Origin of the sequence: Marinobacter profundi, assembly GCF_002744715.1 — a bacterium.
In the GTDB taxonomy this organism is placed as follows: domain Bacteria; phylum Pseudomonadota; class Gammaproteobacteria; order Pseudomonadales; family Oleiphilaceae; genus Marinobacter; species Marinobacter profundi.
This window is the reverse complement of the sequence record NZ_KZ319369.1, coordinates 376,455-392,055: the sequence shown is the minus strand read 5'-3', so window position 1 is coordinate 392,055 and position 15,601 is coordinate 376,455. Positions and strand designations below refer to the sequence as shown.

At 57.5% G+C, this 15,601-nt stretch carries 18 protein-coding genes; 9 read left to right on the top strand and 9 right to left on the bottom strand.

Annotation, left to right across the window (positions count from 1 at the left end):
• The first annotated feature begins 226 nt into the window (after positions 1-226).
• Positions 227-1,303 carry a C4-dicarboxylate TRAP transporter substrate-binding protein gene (locus tag CLH61_RS07360; RefSeq protein WP_099614052.1) on the top strand — a complete coding sequence of 359 codons (1,077 nt, stop codon included), beginning with the start codon at positions 227-229 and terminating at the stop codon, positions 1,301-1,303.
• Between the two features lie 105 nt (positions 1,304-1,408).
• Positions 1,409-2,974, top strand: coding sequence for an AMP-binding protein (locus CLH61_RS07355; protein WP_099614051.1), 1,566 nt, complete (start codon positions 1,409-1,411; stop codon positions 2,972-2,974).
• Positions 2,975-3,069: 95 nt separating this feature from the next.
• Here the strand turns inward: CLH61_RS07355 and CLH61_RS07350 are convergent, their stop codons facing one another.
• Complete coding sequence (locus CLH61_RS07350) at positions 3,070-4,035, bottom strand: Acg family FMN-binding oxidoreductase (RefSeq protein ID WP_099614050.1); 966 nt, start codon at positions 4,033-4,035, stop codon at positions 3,070-3,072.
• A gap of 88 nt (positions 4,036-4,123) precedes the next feature.
• Here CLH61_RS07350 and CLH61_RS07345 point away from each other — a divergent pair, with 88 nt between their 5' ends.
• Entirely contained in the window at positions 4,124-4,327 is a 204-nt protein-coding gene (locus CLH61_RS07345; protein ID WP_099614049.1) for a DUF3185 family protein, read from the top strand.
• A gap of 72 nt (positions 4,328-4,399) precedes the next feature.
• Here the strand turns inward: CLH61_RS07345 and CLH61_RS07340 are convergent, their stop codons facing one another.
• A complete protein-coding gene (locus CLH61_RS07340; protein ID WP_099614048.1) occupies positions 4,400-4,855 on the bottom strand; it encodes a GatB/YqeY domain-containing protein in 456 nt (151 codons plus the stop codon).
• A gap of 183 nt (positions 4,856-5,038) precedes the next feature.
• Here CLH61_RS07340 and CLH61_RS07335 point away from each other — a divergent pair, with 183 nt between their 5' ends.
• Positions 5,039-5,932, top strand: coding sequence for a patatin-like phospholipase family protein (locus CLH61_RS07335; RefSeq protein WP_099614047.1), 894 nt, complete (start codon positions 5,039-5,041; stop codon positions 5,930-5,932).
• A 44-nt stretch (positions 5,933-5,976) separates the two neighbouring features.
• On the opposite strand, the gene CLH61_RS07330 is transcribed toward CLH61_RS07335, so the two are convergent.
• Positions 5,977-6,618: a DUF1294 domain-containing protein gene (locus tag CLH61_RS07330; RefSeq protein WP_099614046.1), complete on the bottom strand. Its 642-nt coding sequence runs from the start codon at positions 6,616-6,618 to the stop codon at positions 5,977-5,979.
• Positions 6,619-6,657: 39 nt separating this feature from the next.
• The gene (locus CLH61_RS07325) at positions 6,658-6,966 is read right to left on the bottom strand and encodes a thioredoxin family protein (protein ID WP_228152560.1); all 309 of its coding nucleotides are present in this window, start codon (positions 6,964-6,966) and stop codon (positions 6,658-6,660) included.
• A gap of 167 nt (positions 6,967-7,133) precedes the next feature.
• Between CLH61_RS07325 and CLH61_RS07320 the strand changes: the two genes are divergently transcribed.
• Together CLH61_RS07320 and CLH61_RS07315 are read left to right on the top strand one after the other, a co-directional pair.
• A complete protein-coding gene (locus CLH61_RS07320) occupies positions 7,134-7,703 on the top strand; it encodes a DUF2845 domain-containing protein (protein ID WP_099614044.1) in 570 nt (189 codons plus the stop codon).
• Positions 7,704-7,847: 144 nt separating this feature from the next.
• Positions 7,848-8,810: a DUF6635 family protein gene (locus tag CLH61_RS07315; RefSeq protein WP_099614043.1), complete on the top strand. Its 963-nt coding sequence runs from the start codon at positions 7,848-7,850 to the stop codon at positions 8,808-8,810.
• Between the two features lie 17 nt (positions 8,811-8,827).
• Here CLH61_RS07315 and CLH61_RS07310 read toward each other — a convergent pair whose 3' ends face one another.
• The gene (locus CLH61_RS07310) at positions 8,828-10,213 is read right to left on the bottom strand and encodes an FAD-binding oxidoreductase (protein ID WP_099614042.1); all 1,386 of its coding nucleotides are present in this window, start codon (positions 10,211-10,213) and stop codon (positions 8,828-8,830) included.
• Positions 10,214-10,446: 233 nt separating this feature from the next.
• Here CLH61_RS07310 and CLH61_RS07305 point away from each other — a divergent pair, with 233 nt between their 5' ends.
• The 3 genes from CLH61_RS07305 to CLH61_RS07295 all read left to right on the top strand — a co-directional run bounded on the left by CLH61_RS07305 (position 10,447) and on the right by CLH61_RS07295 (position 12,749).
• A complete protein-coding gene (locus tag CLH61_RS07305) occupies positions 10,447-11,742 on the top strand; it encodes an NAD(P)-binding domain-containing protein (protein WP_170003643.1) in 1,296 nt (431 codons plus the stop codon).
• 204 nt (positions 11,743-11,946) lie between these two features.
• Positions 11,947-12,270 carry an ElaB/YgaM/YqjD family protein gene (locus tag CLH61_RS07300; RefSeq protein ID WP_099614040.1) on the top strand — a complete coding sequence of 108 codons (324 nt, stop codon included), beginning with the start codon at positions 11,947-11,949 and terminating at the stop codon, positions 12,268-12,270.
• Positions 12,271-12,272: 2 nt separating this feature from the next.
• Complete coding sequence (locus tag CLH61_RS07295) at positions 12,273-12,749, top strand: hypothetical protein (RefSeq protein WP_099614039.1); 477 nt, start codon at positions 12,273-12,275, stop codon at positions 12,747-12,749.
• 29 nt (positions 12,750-12,778) lie between these two features.
• Here the strand turns inward: CLH61_RS07295 and CLH61_RS07290 are convergent, their stop codons facing one another.
• The 4 genes from CLH61_RS07290 to CLH61_RS07275 form a co-directional block, all read right to left on the bottom strand.
• Positions 12,779-13,942, bottom strand: coding sequence for an AI-2E family transporter (locus CLH61_RS07290; RefSeq protein WP_099614038.1), 1,164 nt, complete (start codon positions 13,940-13,942; stop codon positions 12,779-12,781).
• Positions 13,943-14,059: 117 nt separating this feature from the next.
• On the bottom strand, positions 14,060-14,494 hold the full coding sequence (locus tag CLH61_RS07285; RefSeq protein ID WP_099614037.1) for a DUF4399 domain-containing protein: 435 nt from the start codon (positions 14,492-14,494) through the stop codon (positions 14,060-14,062).
• 133 nt (positions 14,495-14,627) lie between these two features.
• Positions 14,628-14,996, bottom strand: coding sequence for a nuclear transport factor 2 family protein (locus tag CLH61_RS07280; RefSeq protein ID WP_099614036.1), 369 nt, complete (start codon positions 14,994-14,996; stop codon positions 14,628-14,630).
• Positions 14,997-15,174: 178 nt separating this feature from the next.
• A complete protein-coding gene (locus tag CLH61_RS07275; protein WP_099614035.1) occupies positions 15,175-15,564 on the bottom strand; it encodes a hypothetical protein in 390 nt (129 codons plus the stop codon).
• Positions 15,565-15,601 lie beyond the last annotated feature (37 nt).

Below are 15,601 nucleotides of genomic sequence, written 5' to 3'. Positions count from 1 at the left end.
GGACACCTGTTTGCCCTTAGCCAGTAGCCGGCTCCCCACCCTACAGCTTCCGACGTTCATCCGATCCCTTCAATGCCGTTACAGCATACCCGTCATGCCATCCGAACCATGATGTCGCGGCATACAACCCATACACCATTGCAATTGGTTGATCGTTACCTCCGCTGCTAGGTTTTTCAAAGGAAGCTGCCAAGCTTTTCCTTATGGTTCGCAGGAGAAAACAATAATGAAAGCGAAAACCGTACTTACGTCTTTAGCACTGAGCTCTGTTCTTTCGGTAGTTACCCTTGCCCATGCAAGCACGGAAATCACCTTCCGATATGCTGAGGCGACCCCCAATCGGGGAGCACGAGCGCAAGCAATGCAATATTTTGCCGATCAGCTGAATGAGAAATCAGGCGGCGGCTTGAACATCGAGTTCCATTGGGGCGGATCATTGCTTAAAGCCAGTGCCATTCTTGGTGGCGTCTCGGCAGGCACTACAGAGCTGGGTACTACTTGGGCTGCTTATTCCCCCCAGGAAATGCGAGCCTTGAGTGTCGGCGACATCCCTGTTCCAGAAGCAGACCCTTGGGTGGGTATGCGTGCCATGTACGACCTCATGACCACCAACAAAGATCTCCAACGAGCATTCGACGCGAACGATGTCGTCTACATCACCAACTTCACAACCAGCCAGATGCAGTTGGAGTGTGCCGGTGATGTGAGGATCCGCAGCCTTGACGACCTGAACGGTAAGAAAGTACGAGCTTCGGCGATTTACGGAAAGATCCTGAATGAAGTCGGCGCAAATCTGGTGAACTTCACATATAGCGAAATCTACCAAGCTCTCGATAGCGGCCTAATCGACTGCAGTGGAGGCTATCTCTATGCCATGCGAGCCTTCAAAACAGCCGAGGTATCCACCAGTGTAGCTTTAGTGAACTGGGGCCAGATCGCCGGCATGGGGATGGTAATGAACAAATGGGTCTGGGACGACCTTTCGGACGATCAGAAGCGCCTGTTTCGTCAGATTGGCTCAGATATGGTGAATTACTATGCCGAGCACTTGATCAAGGAAAACGAAGACGTGCTCAGTAAGCTGCCTACAGGAGAAATTGGCAACAGCATTGAAGTCATCAGATGGACCGAGGAAGAGCGAAAGAAGCTGTTCGAGCATTCTGAAAAATACGTTCGGGCCTGGATTAAAGACATGAATGAAGCGGGTTTTGATGGCCAGGCAATCTGGGACGAGTACAACGTTTTGCTCAAGAAATACCAGACCGAGCTAAATGAAAAGGGCTACCCCTGGCAACGGACCTGAACGGCCGGCTCTGCAATTTGCTAGCGCCCCCTTCGCCGCCGGTTACATGCTGCACCGACGGCGAGCGCGGCCAACCAATTGAAAACCAGATACGGAGACCTCCTCATGCCATCCCGGGCCAACCTTGTCCACGACAGTGAAACCATTCCACAGCTATACCTGCGGGCCTTGCGCCAGAACCCCAACCAGATCGCCGTACATTCAGATGATCAGAGCATCACCTACCATCAATTGGAGTGTCTGAGCTGGCAAATGGTTCGCGCGCTGCAACAACAGGGCCTGAAAGCGGAAGATACCGTTGCCCTGCTGACCAGCAATCGCCAGGAAGCACTGATTGTCCTCATCGCAGTCCAGCTGCTGGGGCTGAAATACCTGTCGTTACACCCAATGGCGTCGCCGGAGGACCATACGTTCATACTGGCTGACGCCTCAGCAAATGCCCTGATCATTGATGACCGCAACTATGGAGACAGGGTTCCACTCCTGCATAATGCGGTACCCCGGATTATGGAGATTGATGGTTCCTCCTCCCGGCCAGGGCTGATCAAACAGGCTGCGACATTGGACAACACCCCTATGTCGCCCCCTGACGATCCCTGCGCCATTTACAAGCTCGCGTACACTGGCGGCACCACAGGCCGTTCCAAGGGCATTATTCATACCCATCGAACAACGACCACCATGGTCATGCAAATGCTCGCCACCTATGAATGGCCAGAGTGCCCCAGGTATCTGGTGACAACCCCGATCTCCCATGCTGCAGGCTCATTGCTGTTACCCGCTTTGCTCAAAGGCGGCACCGTCTACCTGATGGACAAATACAGCCCCGAAGCCTTCCTGAATGCAGTCGAGCGACACCGCATTAACTTCTCCTTCCTGGTTCCAACCCAGATTTACGGGCTGCTGGACTACCCGGAACTCAGCACTTTTGACCATTCATCATTGGCATTGGTCTTGTATGGAGCCTCCCCCATCGCGCCAAGCCGGTTATGGCAGGTCCTGCAGACATTTGGCCAGGTTTTTGGCCAGCTGTACGGGCAGGCCGAAGCCCCAATGACCATCAGTTATCTTCCCCAAAAGGATCACCTCGTAGATCAACCGGAGCGGTTACGCTCTTGTGGAAAAGTCATTGTAGGTAATCAGGTGGAGCTACTGGGTGCCGACCTCAGGCCCGTTAAAACCGGGGAAATCGGTGAACTGTGCGTGCGCAGTCCTCTTGTCATGGAGGGGTATCTGAATCGTCCCGAAGAAAACGACAAGGTGTTTGCAGGCGGATGGTTGCACACCGGCGACATGGCGAGAATGGATTCCGATGGGTACCTGTACCTGGTGGATCGCAACAAAGACATGATCATCAGCGGCGGCTTCAATGTGTATCCCAGCGAGGTTGAGAACTGCCTGGCCCAGCACCCCAACGTGGCATCTTCTGCTGTGATCGGTATTCCTCACGAAAAATGGGGCGAGCAGGTAACCGCTGTTGTCGTGCCAAGACAAGGCAGTAGCTGCAGCGAACAGGACATTATCACCTACGTCACCCAACACAAAGGCGTTGTCAATTCGCCCAAGAAAGTGATCTTTGTGGACGAACTGCCCCTGACAGCCATCGGAAAAGTCGACAAGAAAGCCCTCCGGGCACAACACTGGTCCGGCCAGAGTCGGCAGATAAGCTAAAACTCTATCAGGTACCCAGGCCGGGAGACTTTCGCCAACCTTCCCCGCTCATATTGTGACCGCGGCAATGCTCAAGCCACCTGCCTCTGACCAAGTCATACGGCGGTATCGATCACCGCGGCGACCTCGCGGCGGGGTGCCGGGGCAATCTCGCTTGCCGGATACCCTATTCGCAGAAAGATCTGCGGGAATCCAACGCCAATGAGGTTTCGCAGCTTGGACCGCAACGGCGCCACCTGCACCGGCTGATTGAGATAGGAGGCCTGCAAGCCGTGCTTGCACGCCGTCAGCAGGACGCGCTGCAGCGCCTGTCCGGCTGCCAGCCAAGTGGCTGGATCGTCGTGCTCCGTCCCGAGCACGAGCAGCAGAGGTGATGCCTCTGCGAGGTCGCTATCCTTCGCACCAACACTGCCTCCCAAGTCGAAAGCACGAACCACTGCCCGCACCACTGGTCCCATCAACGCTGATACAGTCAAGCCGTCACCACGGCGAGGCGGGTGCATCCAGGCTGCAAGTTCATGCCGCCAGCTTACATCGGTCCATTGCGCGGCATCGCCTTCGGCGACCAGGCTCGCCGCTTGCTGCCGTGCCTCCGGGGTAACCAGCGGTAGCAGCCACGTGCTTTCAGACCTCGCCGCGTCGATCATTTCAGCTAGAACAGCTGCATCAACCTCACGTGGCGCAAAGCGCTTGCGATAGGTTCGCCGCATCGGGATGAACCGGGCAAGCGAGGCATCCACGCCGGCATCCTCCGGCCCACCGGTAAAAGCTACCCGGGCCAACCAATCCGGTTCATGCGGAGCTGGCAGCAGCTGAACCTGTGCGAGAAGGCCGATGCCGGCCGCGCCGACGCACAGGTTGAACAACGCACAGCCACAGCTTATTGTCAGCTCACGATCCGCCGGATCGTTGACGGGCAAGGCTCGCGTTCGGTCGGCGTACAGGTCGATGGTGGAGGTCGAGATGCGGAAGCGCCACGGCTGGGTGTTATGACTGGATGGCGCCAGCACTGCCTGATGGATCAGCGTCACTGCTTGCTCGTGCCACGGACCTGTGTTCATACTCACCTCATGGATCTCGGGTATTTGCCCCTTATAGGGTACTCACCGTTGGAATGAAACTAACCGCAAACCTCACAGGGAGAAAACAATGGGAAGCTCAAAACTGATCGGTGTCATTCTGCTGGTGGTGGGGCTTGCCCTACTCTATTTCGGCTACCAATCAACACAGTCCGTGGGCAACCAGGTGATCGAGACGGTCACCGGCCGCTTTACGGATGAGACCATGTGGTATCTGATAGGTGGCGCTGCGGCCTCAGCGGCGGGTGCTTTCCTCCTGTTTTTCAGGAAGTAGTTCGACCGTTACTGCCGCCATGGTCCGGGCGCGAGCGGTTTATCGCGAATCACCGCGGTGCAGGGGCTGCCACTAACCCGCCAACGCAGCCCGTACCTTCTTGCTGAGATGGCCCATGTCGACCCGCCCCAGTACCTGGGGGCGCAACTCGTTCATGACACGCCCCATGTCCTGCATGCCCTGGGCACCAGTTGCACTGATCGCCATCCGGATCAGGCTGTCCAGGTCGTCTTCGCTCAGGGCAGCGGGCATGAACTCTTCGATAATCGCCATCTCCGCCCGCTCCTTGTCGCCCAGCTCGCCGCGGCCGGCCTCATCGTATTGACTGGCAGCGTCGCGGCGTTGTTTGAGCATTTTATCCAACACCTTAAGAACGTCTTCGTCACTCAGCTCTCGGCGCTCATCGATCTCGATCTGTTTGATAGCCGCCTGAGCCATACGCAGGGTAACAAGCCGGATTTTATCCTTGTTTCGCATCGCGTCTTTCACCGCGCTGCCCAGTTGGTCCTTGAGTGATGATTCCGACATTGTCGAGCTCCTGATCTATCGGTTAAGAGGACGGCCTTCGCCGTAAGCGAAGGTGTAGATGTAACGGAAATCCGGCCCCGCTTCAATTGTGAATAATGCGAGAGCGAGGTAAGTCTGGTCTGTTAAAATCCATTCCGGACTTTTCCACCATAACACCATCCGTCACAACAGCAGGCCCCCGGCATGAAACTCAATCCGTTTAACACCCGCATCGGTCTGGCGCTTGGGGGCGGTGCCGCCAAGGGTATTGCTCACATTGGCGTTTTGAAAGCCTTCGAGGAAGAGCAAATCCGGATTCATTGCATTTCGGGTACCAGCGTAGGGGCACTGGTCGCCAGCTACCACGCCTTCGGCCGCCCGGCAGAATCCATACTGTCCATTTGCTCCACGCTGAATCTGTCGAAGATTATTAACTTCACCCTGGAGCGGGGTGGCCTTTTCAGTACCAATGCCATTCGGGAGATGATCCATCGGGATCTGGGGGATTGCCGGATCGAAGACGCCCTCATTCCCCTGGCCATTTGCGCAACGGATATCGAAACCGGCGAGCAGCTGATCTTCCGGGAAGGCAATCTGGCGGATGCCGTCTGCGCGTCCATGGCGGTGCCCGGCCTGTTTGTACCGGTGGAGATAGGTGACCGGACCTTGGTCGACGGCGGGCTGGTGGAAAATGTCCCGATTTCGCCGTTGGCGAAAATGGGCGCGGGTATTACGGTGGCCATTGATTTGAGCCATGTCAGCCGCTACCCGAAACCGCAGGACACGTTTGATGTGATCAGCAACGCCATCAACATCGGGATCGATTTTAACACCCGCAAGCAACTGAAAAACGCAGACATCGTGGTGCCACTGGATTTAAGCAGTTACAGCCTCACCAACAACGCCGACCGTGTGGACGAGCTGTATCTGGAAGGCTACCGCCCCATGCAGCAGAAGATTCGCCGCGTACTCTGGTACAAGCGGATGAATGTTGTTATCAACCTTCTAAAAGCGGCCAGGACACTGCTGCCCTTCAAGGTGCCCGAGATTCTCAAAGGCCTTAAACGCAAGACCGCGACGGACCGTAATCGAAGTTAGCAACTGAAAACACGACGTTGGTACATCAAAAAGCGCATTTGCCTTCACCAGATAAGCGGCTGTATCAACGTCGACAAATCAAAGCCCAATTGTTGCCGCCAACTTATGGCCCCGGGAGCAACCAGTAACCACCCGAGTGCGCCGAGATTGGCCAGAACCGCCAGCCAGAAGACAAACTGATAGCTTCCCTTCCGGGTTTTATGCCGGAAGATTTGCTGCGCCAACAAAGCACCCGGCCAGCCACAGCAGAGCTCAAAGATATGCAGCGTCTTCTCAGCTGTGCGTTGCGCACCCCGCTGCGCAGCCCGTTTATCAATCCAGTACATCACAAACAACAACAGACTCACCACACCGTAGGCGGCCAGAATGGAGACTGGCAGATAATGTAGATACAACAGGCCGGCCAGAATGGCGAAAAACCCCAGCACAAAAGTCCCGGCTACCCATACCCCTGGCGCCACGTTGGCGCCGATTCGGGCAGCTCCCGCGTATTGGAAACCCCCTGCCCTGGGCCGGCCCTGATCGTCCCTGACGACTCTGTAAACCACCTTGCGATTGGAAACCGGGCGCCCACGCCCCGCAAAACTTCTGATGTGAGCAAAAACCCGCTCACCACCACCCTCCGGAGTGATGAAGCCGAAGCCCTTGGCGTCGTTCCATGTGGTAAGTACCCCTTTCTGGTTCACTGAGTCTCTCCCTTCAGGGCCTTATACCGTGCACACGCTTTATCCCGGTCTCATAAGGCACAACGCACGATAAGGCCGCTCTATCGCATTCCGGACCTCGCCCAGCGAAAACACCCGGACAAACTCCGCAAAGCGCTGTCCTTCGAACCAGAGCTGCACCACCGGCAACGAAAAAATGCCCCGCGCTGCGCACACGGCGCCGGCGGTATCCTGGCAGTCGATGTAGGCGGTGACCAGCCCGGGGAACTCATCGGCGGCAAGCTTTTCAAGTTGCGGCTTGATGGTTTGGCAGACACCGCAGTGCGGGCCGCCGAACAACAGCAACACGGCGGCGTTGGATTGCAGCATGTCCGCTAGACCTTGTTCTGACGATATGTTCTTCATGCAGTTTCACCTGCCATAAACCAACCTCTCCCCCCAATCCCGCAACGGGCACATTCAGCACCCTATCAGTCCGCTGTTCAGATAAAGACGTAGTATTGCATCGAAACACCAAACCAGCGCAAAGTCACAGCATGAATAACCTCAAGCCACTACTGGCCCTGTTGACGTTCGCCGCCCTCGTCGCCCTTGCCCAGACCAGCCACGGCGAACTTCGCTGCGGCAGCTCGCTGGTCAGCAACGGTGCCTGGCCCATCGAGGTGGAGGAACGCTGCGGGCCACCGGATTATGTTGCGGAATACCCCAGTGCGACGGTGCCCGGCCTGGGTGTGGTGCAGACCGAAGCGCACTGGTACTACAACCACGGCCCCCAGCGCTTCATGCAGCGGTTGATCTTTCGCAATGGCAAGCTCGCCCGGGTTGACACCCTGGGATACGGATTCCATGCCGGCGATTCCCCCCGCTGTACCCCCAACATGCTGAGGCTTATCAAAACCGAATACGAGCTGATCGCCCGTTGTGGAGAACCGATCTCCAAACGCCTGGAGTGGCAGGCACCCCCGCTTCGCAAACGCTGGGAAAGCTGGCAAACCCTGCAACCGGTACTGATTCAGGAGTGGCTGTATGACTTCTCCAACAACCAGTTTCGGCAGGTAGTCACCCTGAGAAACGGACAGGTTGTGGACGTTGAGTCTCGCCCTTGAAGATGACAGGCTCCGAACTGCTTGCGGCTGTCAGATAGTTCTACCAATCGTAATAGTCAGCTGTTAAAAACAAACCTGTCACGGTTTTCTCAATTGCGCTTTAATGCCACAGACACTCACTTGCCTGCCGACACGCCTGCCACTATGCCCACTGCCACCTCGCCCGAGCCCAACGTCTCCGAACTTGAGATAGAGCAGGCCATCCGCTCGGGCATTGCACGCTACTTTGACGACTGCCGGGCGCGGATACCGGCCTTTATTGACCGCCATTTCCATTATCCCGGTGCCATCGCAACCAACCGGATAGCGCTGGGATGGGACATGTTGCGGGCGCCCATTAATCTGCTTTGGGCGCCGGTGTACGCTCTGGCATCCCTCGTGAAACTCCTGGCCTCCAAACGAGCGGGCCTGAAATGGCTGCACGATTTGGCAAGCCGTGTTCCCGCCGGTTTTACCACCCGGGTACAACAGCACATCTCGCACCTGATTCTGGTGGACCTGTTAAACAATGGCCAGGAGGGGCCGCTGCTGGAGCGCTACCTGGTTGAGGCACTGGAGGCGGTCTATGCGCGCCATAGCTGCGAGCCGGTCGATCACCAGCGGTTTGGCCGGCTGATCGAGCCGCTGATTGCGGAAACACTCAGCCAGTACCGGGTGACCCGGACGGCATCGGCCGATATCACCAACAGTATTACCTGCACGGTACTCGGTGCCTTTGCCTTCCAGAAGTTTACCCCGGGAGGTATCGGGCTGGGGGTGGTACTCGCGTCCATGCTCGCAAAGACCCTGGCCGCCAGGGACTTTATCCTGGGTGAAACCATCGGCGGCTGGTACTACAGCGTCTTTCCACCGGAGCCGTCGCTGGCAACAACGGCCAGTGTCATGGTCGCTGTGATGGCCGCATTGGCGGCGTTCGCGGCCTTGTCCGGGGTGATTTTCGATCCCGTGCAGGCGGCGGTCGGCTTACATCGCCGGCGCCTGCACAAGTTACTGGATCACCTGCAACGGGACGTATCCCTCAGCACCCAAAGCAGCTTTCGCCCGAAAGACCAATTTGTGGCGCGGGTTCTGGACACGTTCGACATGATCCGAACGGGATTGCTTTAGCGGCCCAGCAAAGCCCGCTAACGGGGCCGGATATTCTGATTCACCCGGAACAGGTTCTCCGGATCATACTTCTGCTTGACCTCCACCAGCCGCGGGTAGGCCGCTCCATAGGCAAATTCGACCCGGTCGGTCTCATCATGGGACAGAAAGTTGATGTAAGCGCCTCCGCTGGCATAAGGCCTGGCGGCCTCAAAGAAGGCGCGGGCCCACTGCCGGCAATGCTCATCTTCCCCGGGCGTTTCCCAGCGGCCATGCACGTTCATCACATAGTTTGCATCACGACTGGAATAGGCCATGGCGTCGTGCGGCACCCGGCCGGTCTGGCCGCCGAGTGAGGCAATAAAGATCTCACAGTGAGGCGATGGCAGCTTGCCCCCATATTCCAGCGCTACCCGGACAACATCGTCGGTCAGCGTCACAAAGTTGTGGGACTTCCAATAATTCCGCGCACCGTCCGCCAGCAGTGGGTCAAAGGCCTGCTGCCAATCTGCGTAAGGCTGAACACCGACATGCTCGCCGTGCGCGTCGCCAAATGAGCGCAGCGGTGCGATCAGTTGTTCACCCTCTTCCGGGTCCCCGGCATAGCAGATAGCGAGGGCGACAATCGGCTCGCCATGAACCGACTCAGGCAGGAAGGGCAAGGGTGGCGCGTGGCGAATCACCAGCCATATGTTAAGTTCATCGGGCATGGTTTCGGTGAACCGCGCAAACCGGGTCACCACCGATCGGGCCTGGGCAAACGGGAACACTATCAGCCCACTCAATAACTCTGGTCCCACGTGGTGCAGCTGAAATTCAAACCGGGTAACAATGCCGAAGTTACCGCCGCCGCCCCGGGTACCCCAGAACAGGTCCGGATTCTCGGTGGCACTGGCGCGAGTCTGGTGCCCATCGGCGGTCACCATGTCGGCGGAAATCAGGTTATCCACAGTCATGCCATACTTGCGGCTGAGCCAACCAAACCCGCCGCCCAGCGTCAGGCCCGCGACACCGGTTGTGGAATTGATACCAAGTGGCGTCGCCAATCCATGCATCTGGGCAGCCGCGTCAAAATCCGCCAGCGTGCATCCGGGCCCTACGAAGGCACGCTGTTTCGCAACATCGATCTCAACGTCCTTCATTTGCGACAGATCGATCATCAGACCGTCATCACACACTGCGTTGCCCGCGATGTTGTGTCCACCGCCCTTGACCGAAACCAGCATTGCCTGATCACGTCCAAAGTTGACCGCCGCCACCACATCCTCCGGCGACTGGCACTGGGCAATCAACGCCGGCTTCCGGTCAATCATCGCGTTCCAGATCTGACGGGCCCCGTCGTACCCGGCGTCGCCCGGCTCAAACACAGCGCCACCGAACCGCCCTCGGAAGGTGTCAATCTTTCCTTGCTGTAACCTGGTCATAACCATCTCCTTGCCCCGAAAGGCTCCACTCACCATCCTGCGCCCTTTCAGCGGGAACACCAGCCAGTTATTAGACTGTTTGAGGACTATGGCGGCACTGTTAGTCGGATTTAGTCCGGAAAACAGGGAATGTTGGCGCCGGGCGTCAGGAGGGTGTAGGTTAAGAATTGACCGCAATGCGTCGATCACCCCCTGCCCTCTTCGGGATGCCACCGCATTTGCAGGAGCACCCAATGAACACCGATGAAGGCCTCGATCTGGTTATCGTCGGCGGGGGCATTGGCGGCATCATCTGCCTGAAGTATGCCAAAGACGCCGGGCTGAATGCGTTGTTGCTGGAGCGCAGTGATCGCATCGGAGGCCTATGGCGCGACCTCCCATCCTGGCAAGACATCCAGTTCCGCAAAGAGGACTGGACGCTTGGCAATCTTCCGCTCGGCGGAGAGGATCAGACCAACATTCTGGGCAATATCGAAGCCTGGGCCGAACGATTTGAGCTGTCTCCCCATATCCTCCTGAATGCGCCCGTGACCAGCGCCCGGCGGTGCGAGAAAGGCTGGCGCCTGACTACCGATACCAAAACCCATGAAGCAAAATGGCTCATCGCCGCCACTGGTGGCCACAATCACCCCGTCGTCCCGCACGTCGAACGGACGGGTTCCTCAATCACTGAATACCATTCCTCCGCCTTGCGCGATCCCGGAGAAGTGCGAGACAAGCGCCTCACCGTAGTGGGAGGTGGCGCGTCTGCGTACGATCTTCTGGACCTCTGCTTCGCCCACGGCGCGCGCAGCGTAGCGTGGATCTATCGCTCTACCAAGTGGATGCGACCAACGCGCCAGGTCAAACACCTTGGCATCGACATGCGGATCCTGGCCAGGTACCAGATGCTCGGGTTGCCCGCAAACATGGTCCATCGGCTGACCAACAAGGACCTGCGGGCGAGGTATGCAAAAGCGGGTATCAGCGAGATAATGCCGGAGGGCGACTTCGACATCCGTCGCGACCAACTCATCCCGGGTAGGCCGGGCATGATCAAAAACTTTGCCCGGATTGAGCGCCATCACGGCGAAGTGCGCTCACTGCGCGGCAACACCATCACACTCTCAAGCGGCGACGAACTGGAAACCGATCTGCTGCTCTGGGGTACCGGGTATAGCGTCGACTTCAGCTTCCTCGGCCTGGAAGCAATCAACAAGGCAAGGAACCTCAATGAGATAAGCAGCCGCTGCTACTCACGCTTCCTTTCCGCAGACGCTCCCAACCTCTTCCTGCTGGCACCTGGCGTACTCGACACCAACACCTCGACGCCCTGGGCCTATGCCCACGTGGCCAGGTCCATCATGTCTCACATCGGCGGCAGGCCGGTTTTTGTGCAGCCGCCGAGTGAGGCCCTCACCAATCATTTTGATCTCATCAAGCTGCTGGCGCCAAAGGACCGGGGGAACTACCCGTTTGCTACCTGGTACCTGAAGTATCTGTGGCTGGCACTGTTTCATCCCTGGAAACGACCGATGCCTATCCCTTGAAAGGCATTTTGTGCAGCCCTGAGCGCCCCCCGGATGAACGCCCGGTTACCGTCCTTCCACATACACGCCTGAAAGTTGCGAATCCGGAGTTCGGCTGCCATGGTTGAAAGACACCCTTCAAGGAAAATTGGAGATGCTCGATTGGGTGTCATGAGCCCCCGTTCGCCGATCAAGCGGTAAGTTCATTGGTACAGGAGATGGAAAATGGAAACGAAATCCAGCCAGGAAGAATACCGACAACTTCAGCAGGATCTGAAGCAGCTTCGGGAGGATCTGGCCAATCTGACACGTTCCGTAACCGAGAGTCAGAAAAGCAATATCAGCAACCTCCGGGACGAAATTCGCCGGGAGAGTCGTGAGGCGTTTGACCAGGTCAGGAAAACCGGCAACGACGCAATCAACCGGGCCAGGGATACCGGAGAAAAGGCGGTTAACGAGATTGAGCACAAGATAGAGGAGCGGCCGTTCCTCACAATCTTGCTCATGTTCCTGGCGGGTGTTCTCGTTGGCAAGTTACTCGACCGCTGACCATGCCTGATTCAGCGCTATTGAAGAGTGCGGTTCGCAAAGCCATTGCCGCAGTCACGGGACTCCTGCTCGCGCTGGTTTTGCTGACCGCCCTTCTGATCACCGGGTTTTACCTCCTGGTCCAGGCCGCCATCCTGTCGCTCTCGGCGTACCTGGGTCAGGCCGGGGCGATGGCAGTGGTTGGTTTCGGCTGCGTCGTCCTTCTCGCCGCCTTCTTCTGGCGAATGACCGCCAGCCGCTCCCCGGGCACTGGCTCTGGCACAACCTCCGCTATCGAGAAGCTGCGTGAGTTGATCCGCGAGAATCCGCTGGAATCGGCCCTGACAGCGTTCGCAGTTGGCCTCGTTCAGGAATCAGACCCGCGGCTCCGAACCCTTCTGATGCAAGGGGGGATGGCGCTCATGAAACAGCCCGCCCCGGAGAACCCCAAGGAACCGACGGCCCATCCCTCCCGGGACGGAGAGCCCAACTGGGAGTAGGCCACTCCAGGCGTTTCAGAACGCCCCTCCTACTTACCCAGCAGCTCGCCCACCGGGCGCAGGTCGACCACATGGTCGCACAGCGATTTGGTGATCATCAGGATCGGGGTAGCCACAATCAGCCCGACCGGCCCCCAGAGCCAGCCCCAGAACAAAAGACCCACGAAGATCACCACCGCGTTGAGACTTGAAACATAGCTGGTTAACCAGGGCATCAGCAGATTTCCCTGGATGCTGGTAATGATCAGCGAGGTGCTTGAGATGATAATGGCCATGTCGAGTTCACCAAACTGGACGAACGCGGCAATCCCGGAACCCACGAAAACAAGAAACGGGCCCAGATAAGGGATCGCGCTGGCTATCCCGGCCACAGCTCCCCACAGGGCCGCCTGCTCCATGCCGAGCACAAGGAAGGCCAGCCATGTCAGGATGCCGACGAACAGGGCACTGACGACCATCACGAACAGGAAGCGGCGAACCTGGTAGTGCAAGTCGTTCAGGATTCTGGCCGCTTTGCGCATACGCTTGAACGACGGCCCCGAAATCTTCACCACTTTACGCCGATAGAGCTTCCCGATCGCCAGAAGGAAGTAAACCAAAAGCAGCACCGAAAAGAGCTGGGAGATAAGCACCAGGGTTGCCGGCGAGTTACTGATCACATACTCGCGGATGTCCATGGGCCGATCCACGACCCGGACGGGTGTAACACCAACCTCGGCCGCGGCCTGCCCCTCCCGGCTCTTCTTGGCGGTTTCCTCGATCTCCTTCGCGACGATCTGAGCCTTTTCCATGATGCTCTCTTCATCCTCAGCCGAGTATGCGTCCTCGCGCTGGAACTCCTTGATCGCCTTGGGGATTTTGTCCAGCATAACCATTGCTTCCTGTTTCAGAGGAACACTTGCGGCAGCGAGAATGCCGACCAGTGCCAACAGGACCATGGCTGCCCCCAGGGGACGGGCGATATGAATGCGTTCAAGCCCCGATACCAGCGGGTCCAGGGAATAGCTGATGAGTACCGCGACCACGAGCGGCAGCAGCACCGGCTGGGCCCAGTCGATAAAATAGAGGGTGGCGATGCTGGTCAGGATGATCAACGACATGCTTCGGACATTGATCGTTTCGATCAGCGCTGCCCTGGGATCCCGACCGTCCGCTTCCCTTGCGGAAGCCGGGGTTTGCTCATCGTTTCCCATGGCGGCATCTGTTCCTCATATCAGGTCCGTGCTGCTACGAGTGTAACCTGCATTGGAAATCAGCAATGATTACGGTTATGTCTTATTCAGTCGCGGCCTCATGGCGCGGGCCGACCCTTACTCCACCGTGATGGTAATCTTCTCGGACATGACCGGCGGCTCGTGGGGGACGTGCAGGTGATCTCCCACCAGTAACTGCAGGGTATGCTTACCCGGCGACAACTTCAGGGTCGTCTGGGTTTGCCCGCCACCAAAATGAATATGATGCTCATCGGCAGGCACCGGTTGATCCAGCGCCGGCAGGTCGTCTACATCCACCAGCAGGTGATGGTGGCCGGTGCGCTCGCGCTCCACCCCCGCCGGCGCCACCCCCAGACCCTCCAGGCCGAAGCTCACCGTTACCGGCGAATTCACAGTCTGCCCATCAAGTGGCGTAACAAAATACACCGCCGCCCCTTCAGGCGCGGGCGTTGCAGCATGGACTCCGGAAACCAGCGAGGCAGCGAGAACAGAAGAGAGAAAGAAACCTTGTGCGCGGTTGATCATGCTCATGACTCACTCCTTGAATCGAGGGAACTGTTTCTCAATGGTAGGACACATTTCAGCATCTTGCCGCATATCAACCTTGCCTGTTGAATCCGGGCAAGATCTGCTTCCTGAAACCCTGGCCAATGCTTCAGTCGGCCTAAGGCAGGCTGCCTCCCAGCATGTTCTCCACCACTGCCGCGTTATAGAACGTTTCAACGCTCTGGATTTTGTCCTCCCGCACACGAAACCAGACAGCAAGGCGCACATCCCCGATAGGTTCAAAGTGCGTGCAGTAATCCAGGATCGCAAACACATGCTCACCGTCAGCACTGAGTTGCCGCAGGACCAGGTCTTTCTGGATGGCAAACATGCCGAACTGATAGTTCAGCATGTCATCCCGGCTCAGGAAGCGCATGTTCGGCCCCACGTATTCAAACCCCTCCGCCGCCAGCAAGGCCTTTGCCTCATCCAGCCGCTGGGCGCGGATATCCGCGATGAACCGGGCGACAATGTCTTTTGGCTGCATCAATAAGCTCCAAACAAACTTGAACTTCCTTGTACACCAGAAAACAGAGCGCAGACAATGAGACGATTATCTTGGCCTTTCGAGGCATCTGCGTTTTCTTGCTTACCTTTTAGAGGAAGGTTTGAGTAGAGAAAGATTCTGGGCCGGCCCTCCTGTCAGGACTGGTCCGTCCTGATCGTCAGTTGCGCTCCTTTAAAACCGAGTAAATGCTGCGAACGGCGGCAACGTCGGACGCATCCGATTCGATCAGGTCCTCCAACAATTCCAGAACCCGCTTTTCATCATTACTTCGGAGACTCGGCCAGAACACATAGGGAATGACATCCGGGTTCCGGATATAGAAAAGCGCGACTTCCTCCGGCTTGGCGGTATCGCCCCGAAGCCCGATGGTAAATCGCTGCCCTTCGCTGTCCACCAGAGTGACCACCAGCGATTGTTCAGGCTTTACTTCTCGAACGTCACCAACGGTGACAGGAGCCTCAAGAGCCGGGACGGAAGTAATGTAATACTGAACACCGATCAACCCCAGAAGGACGACCAACAGCGCCGCCAGGGCAATTGATTTCATCGCGAATACCTTGAGATCGTCGACTGGGACGCGCCTG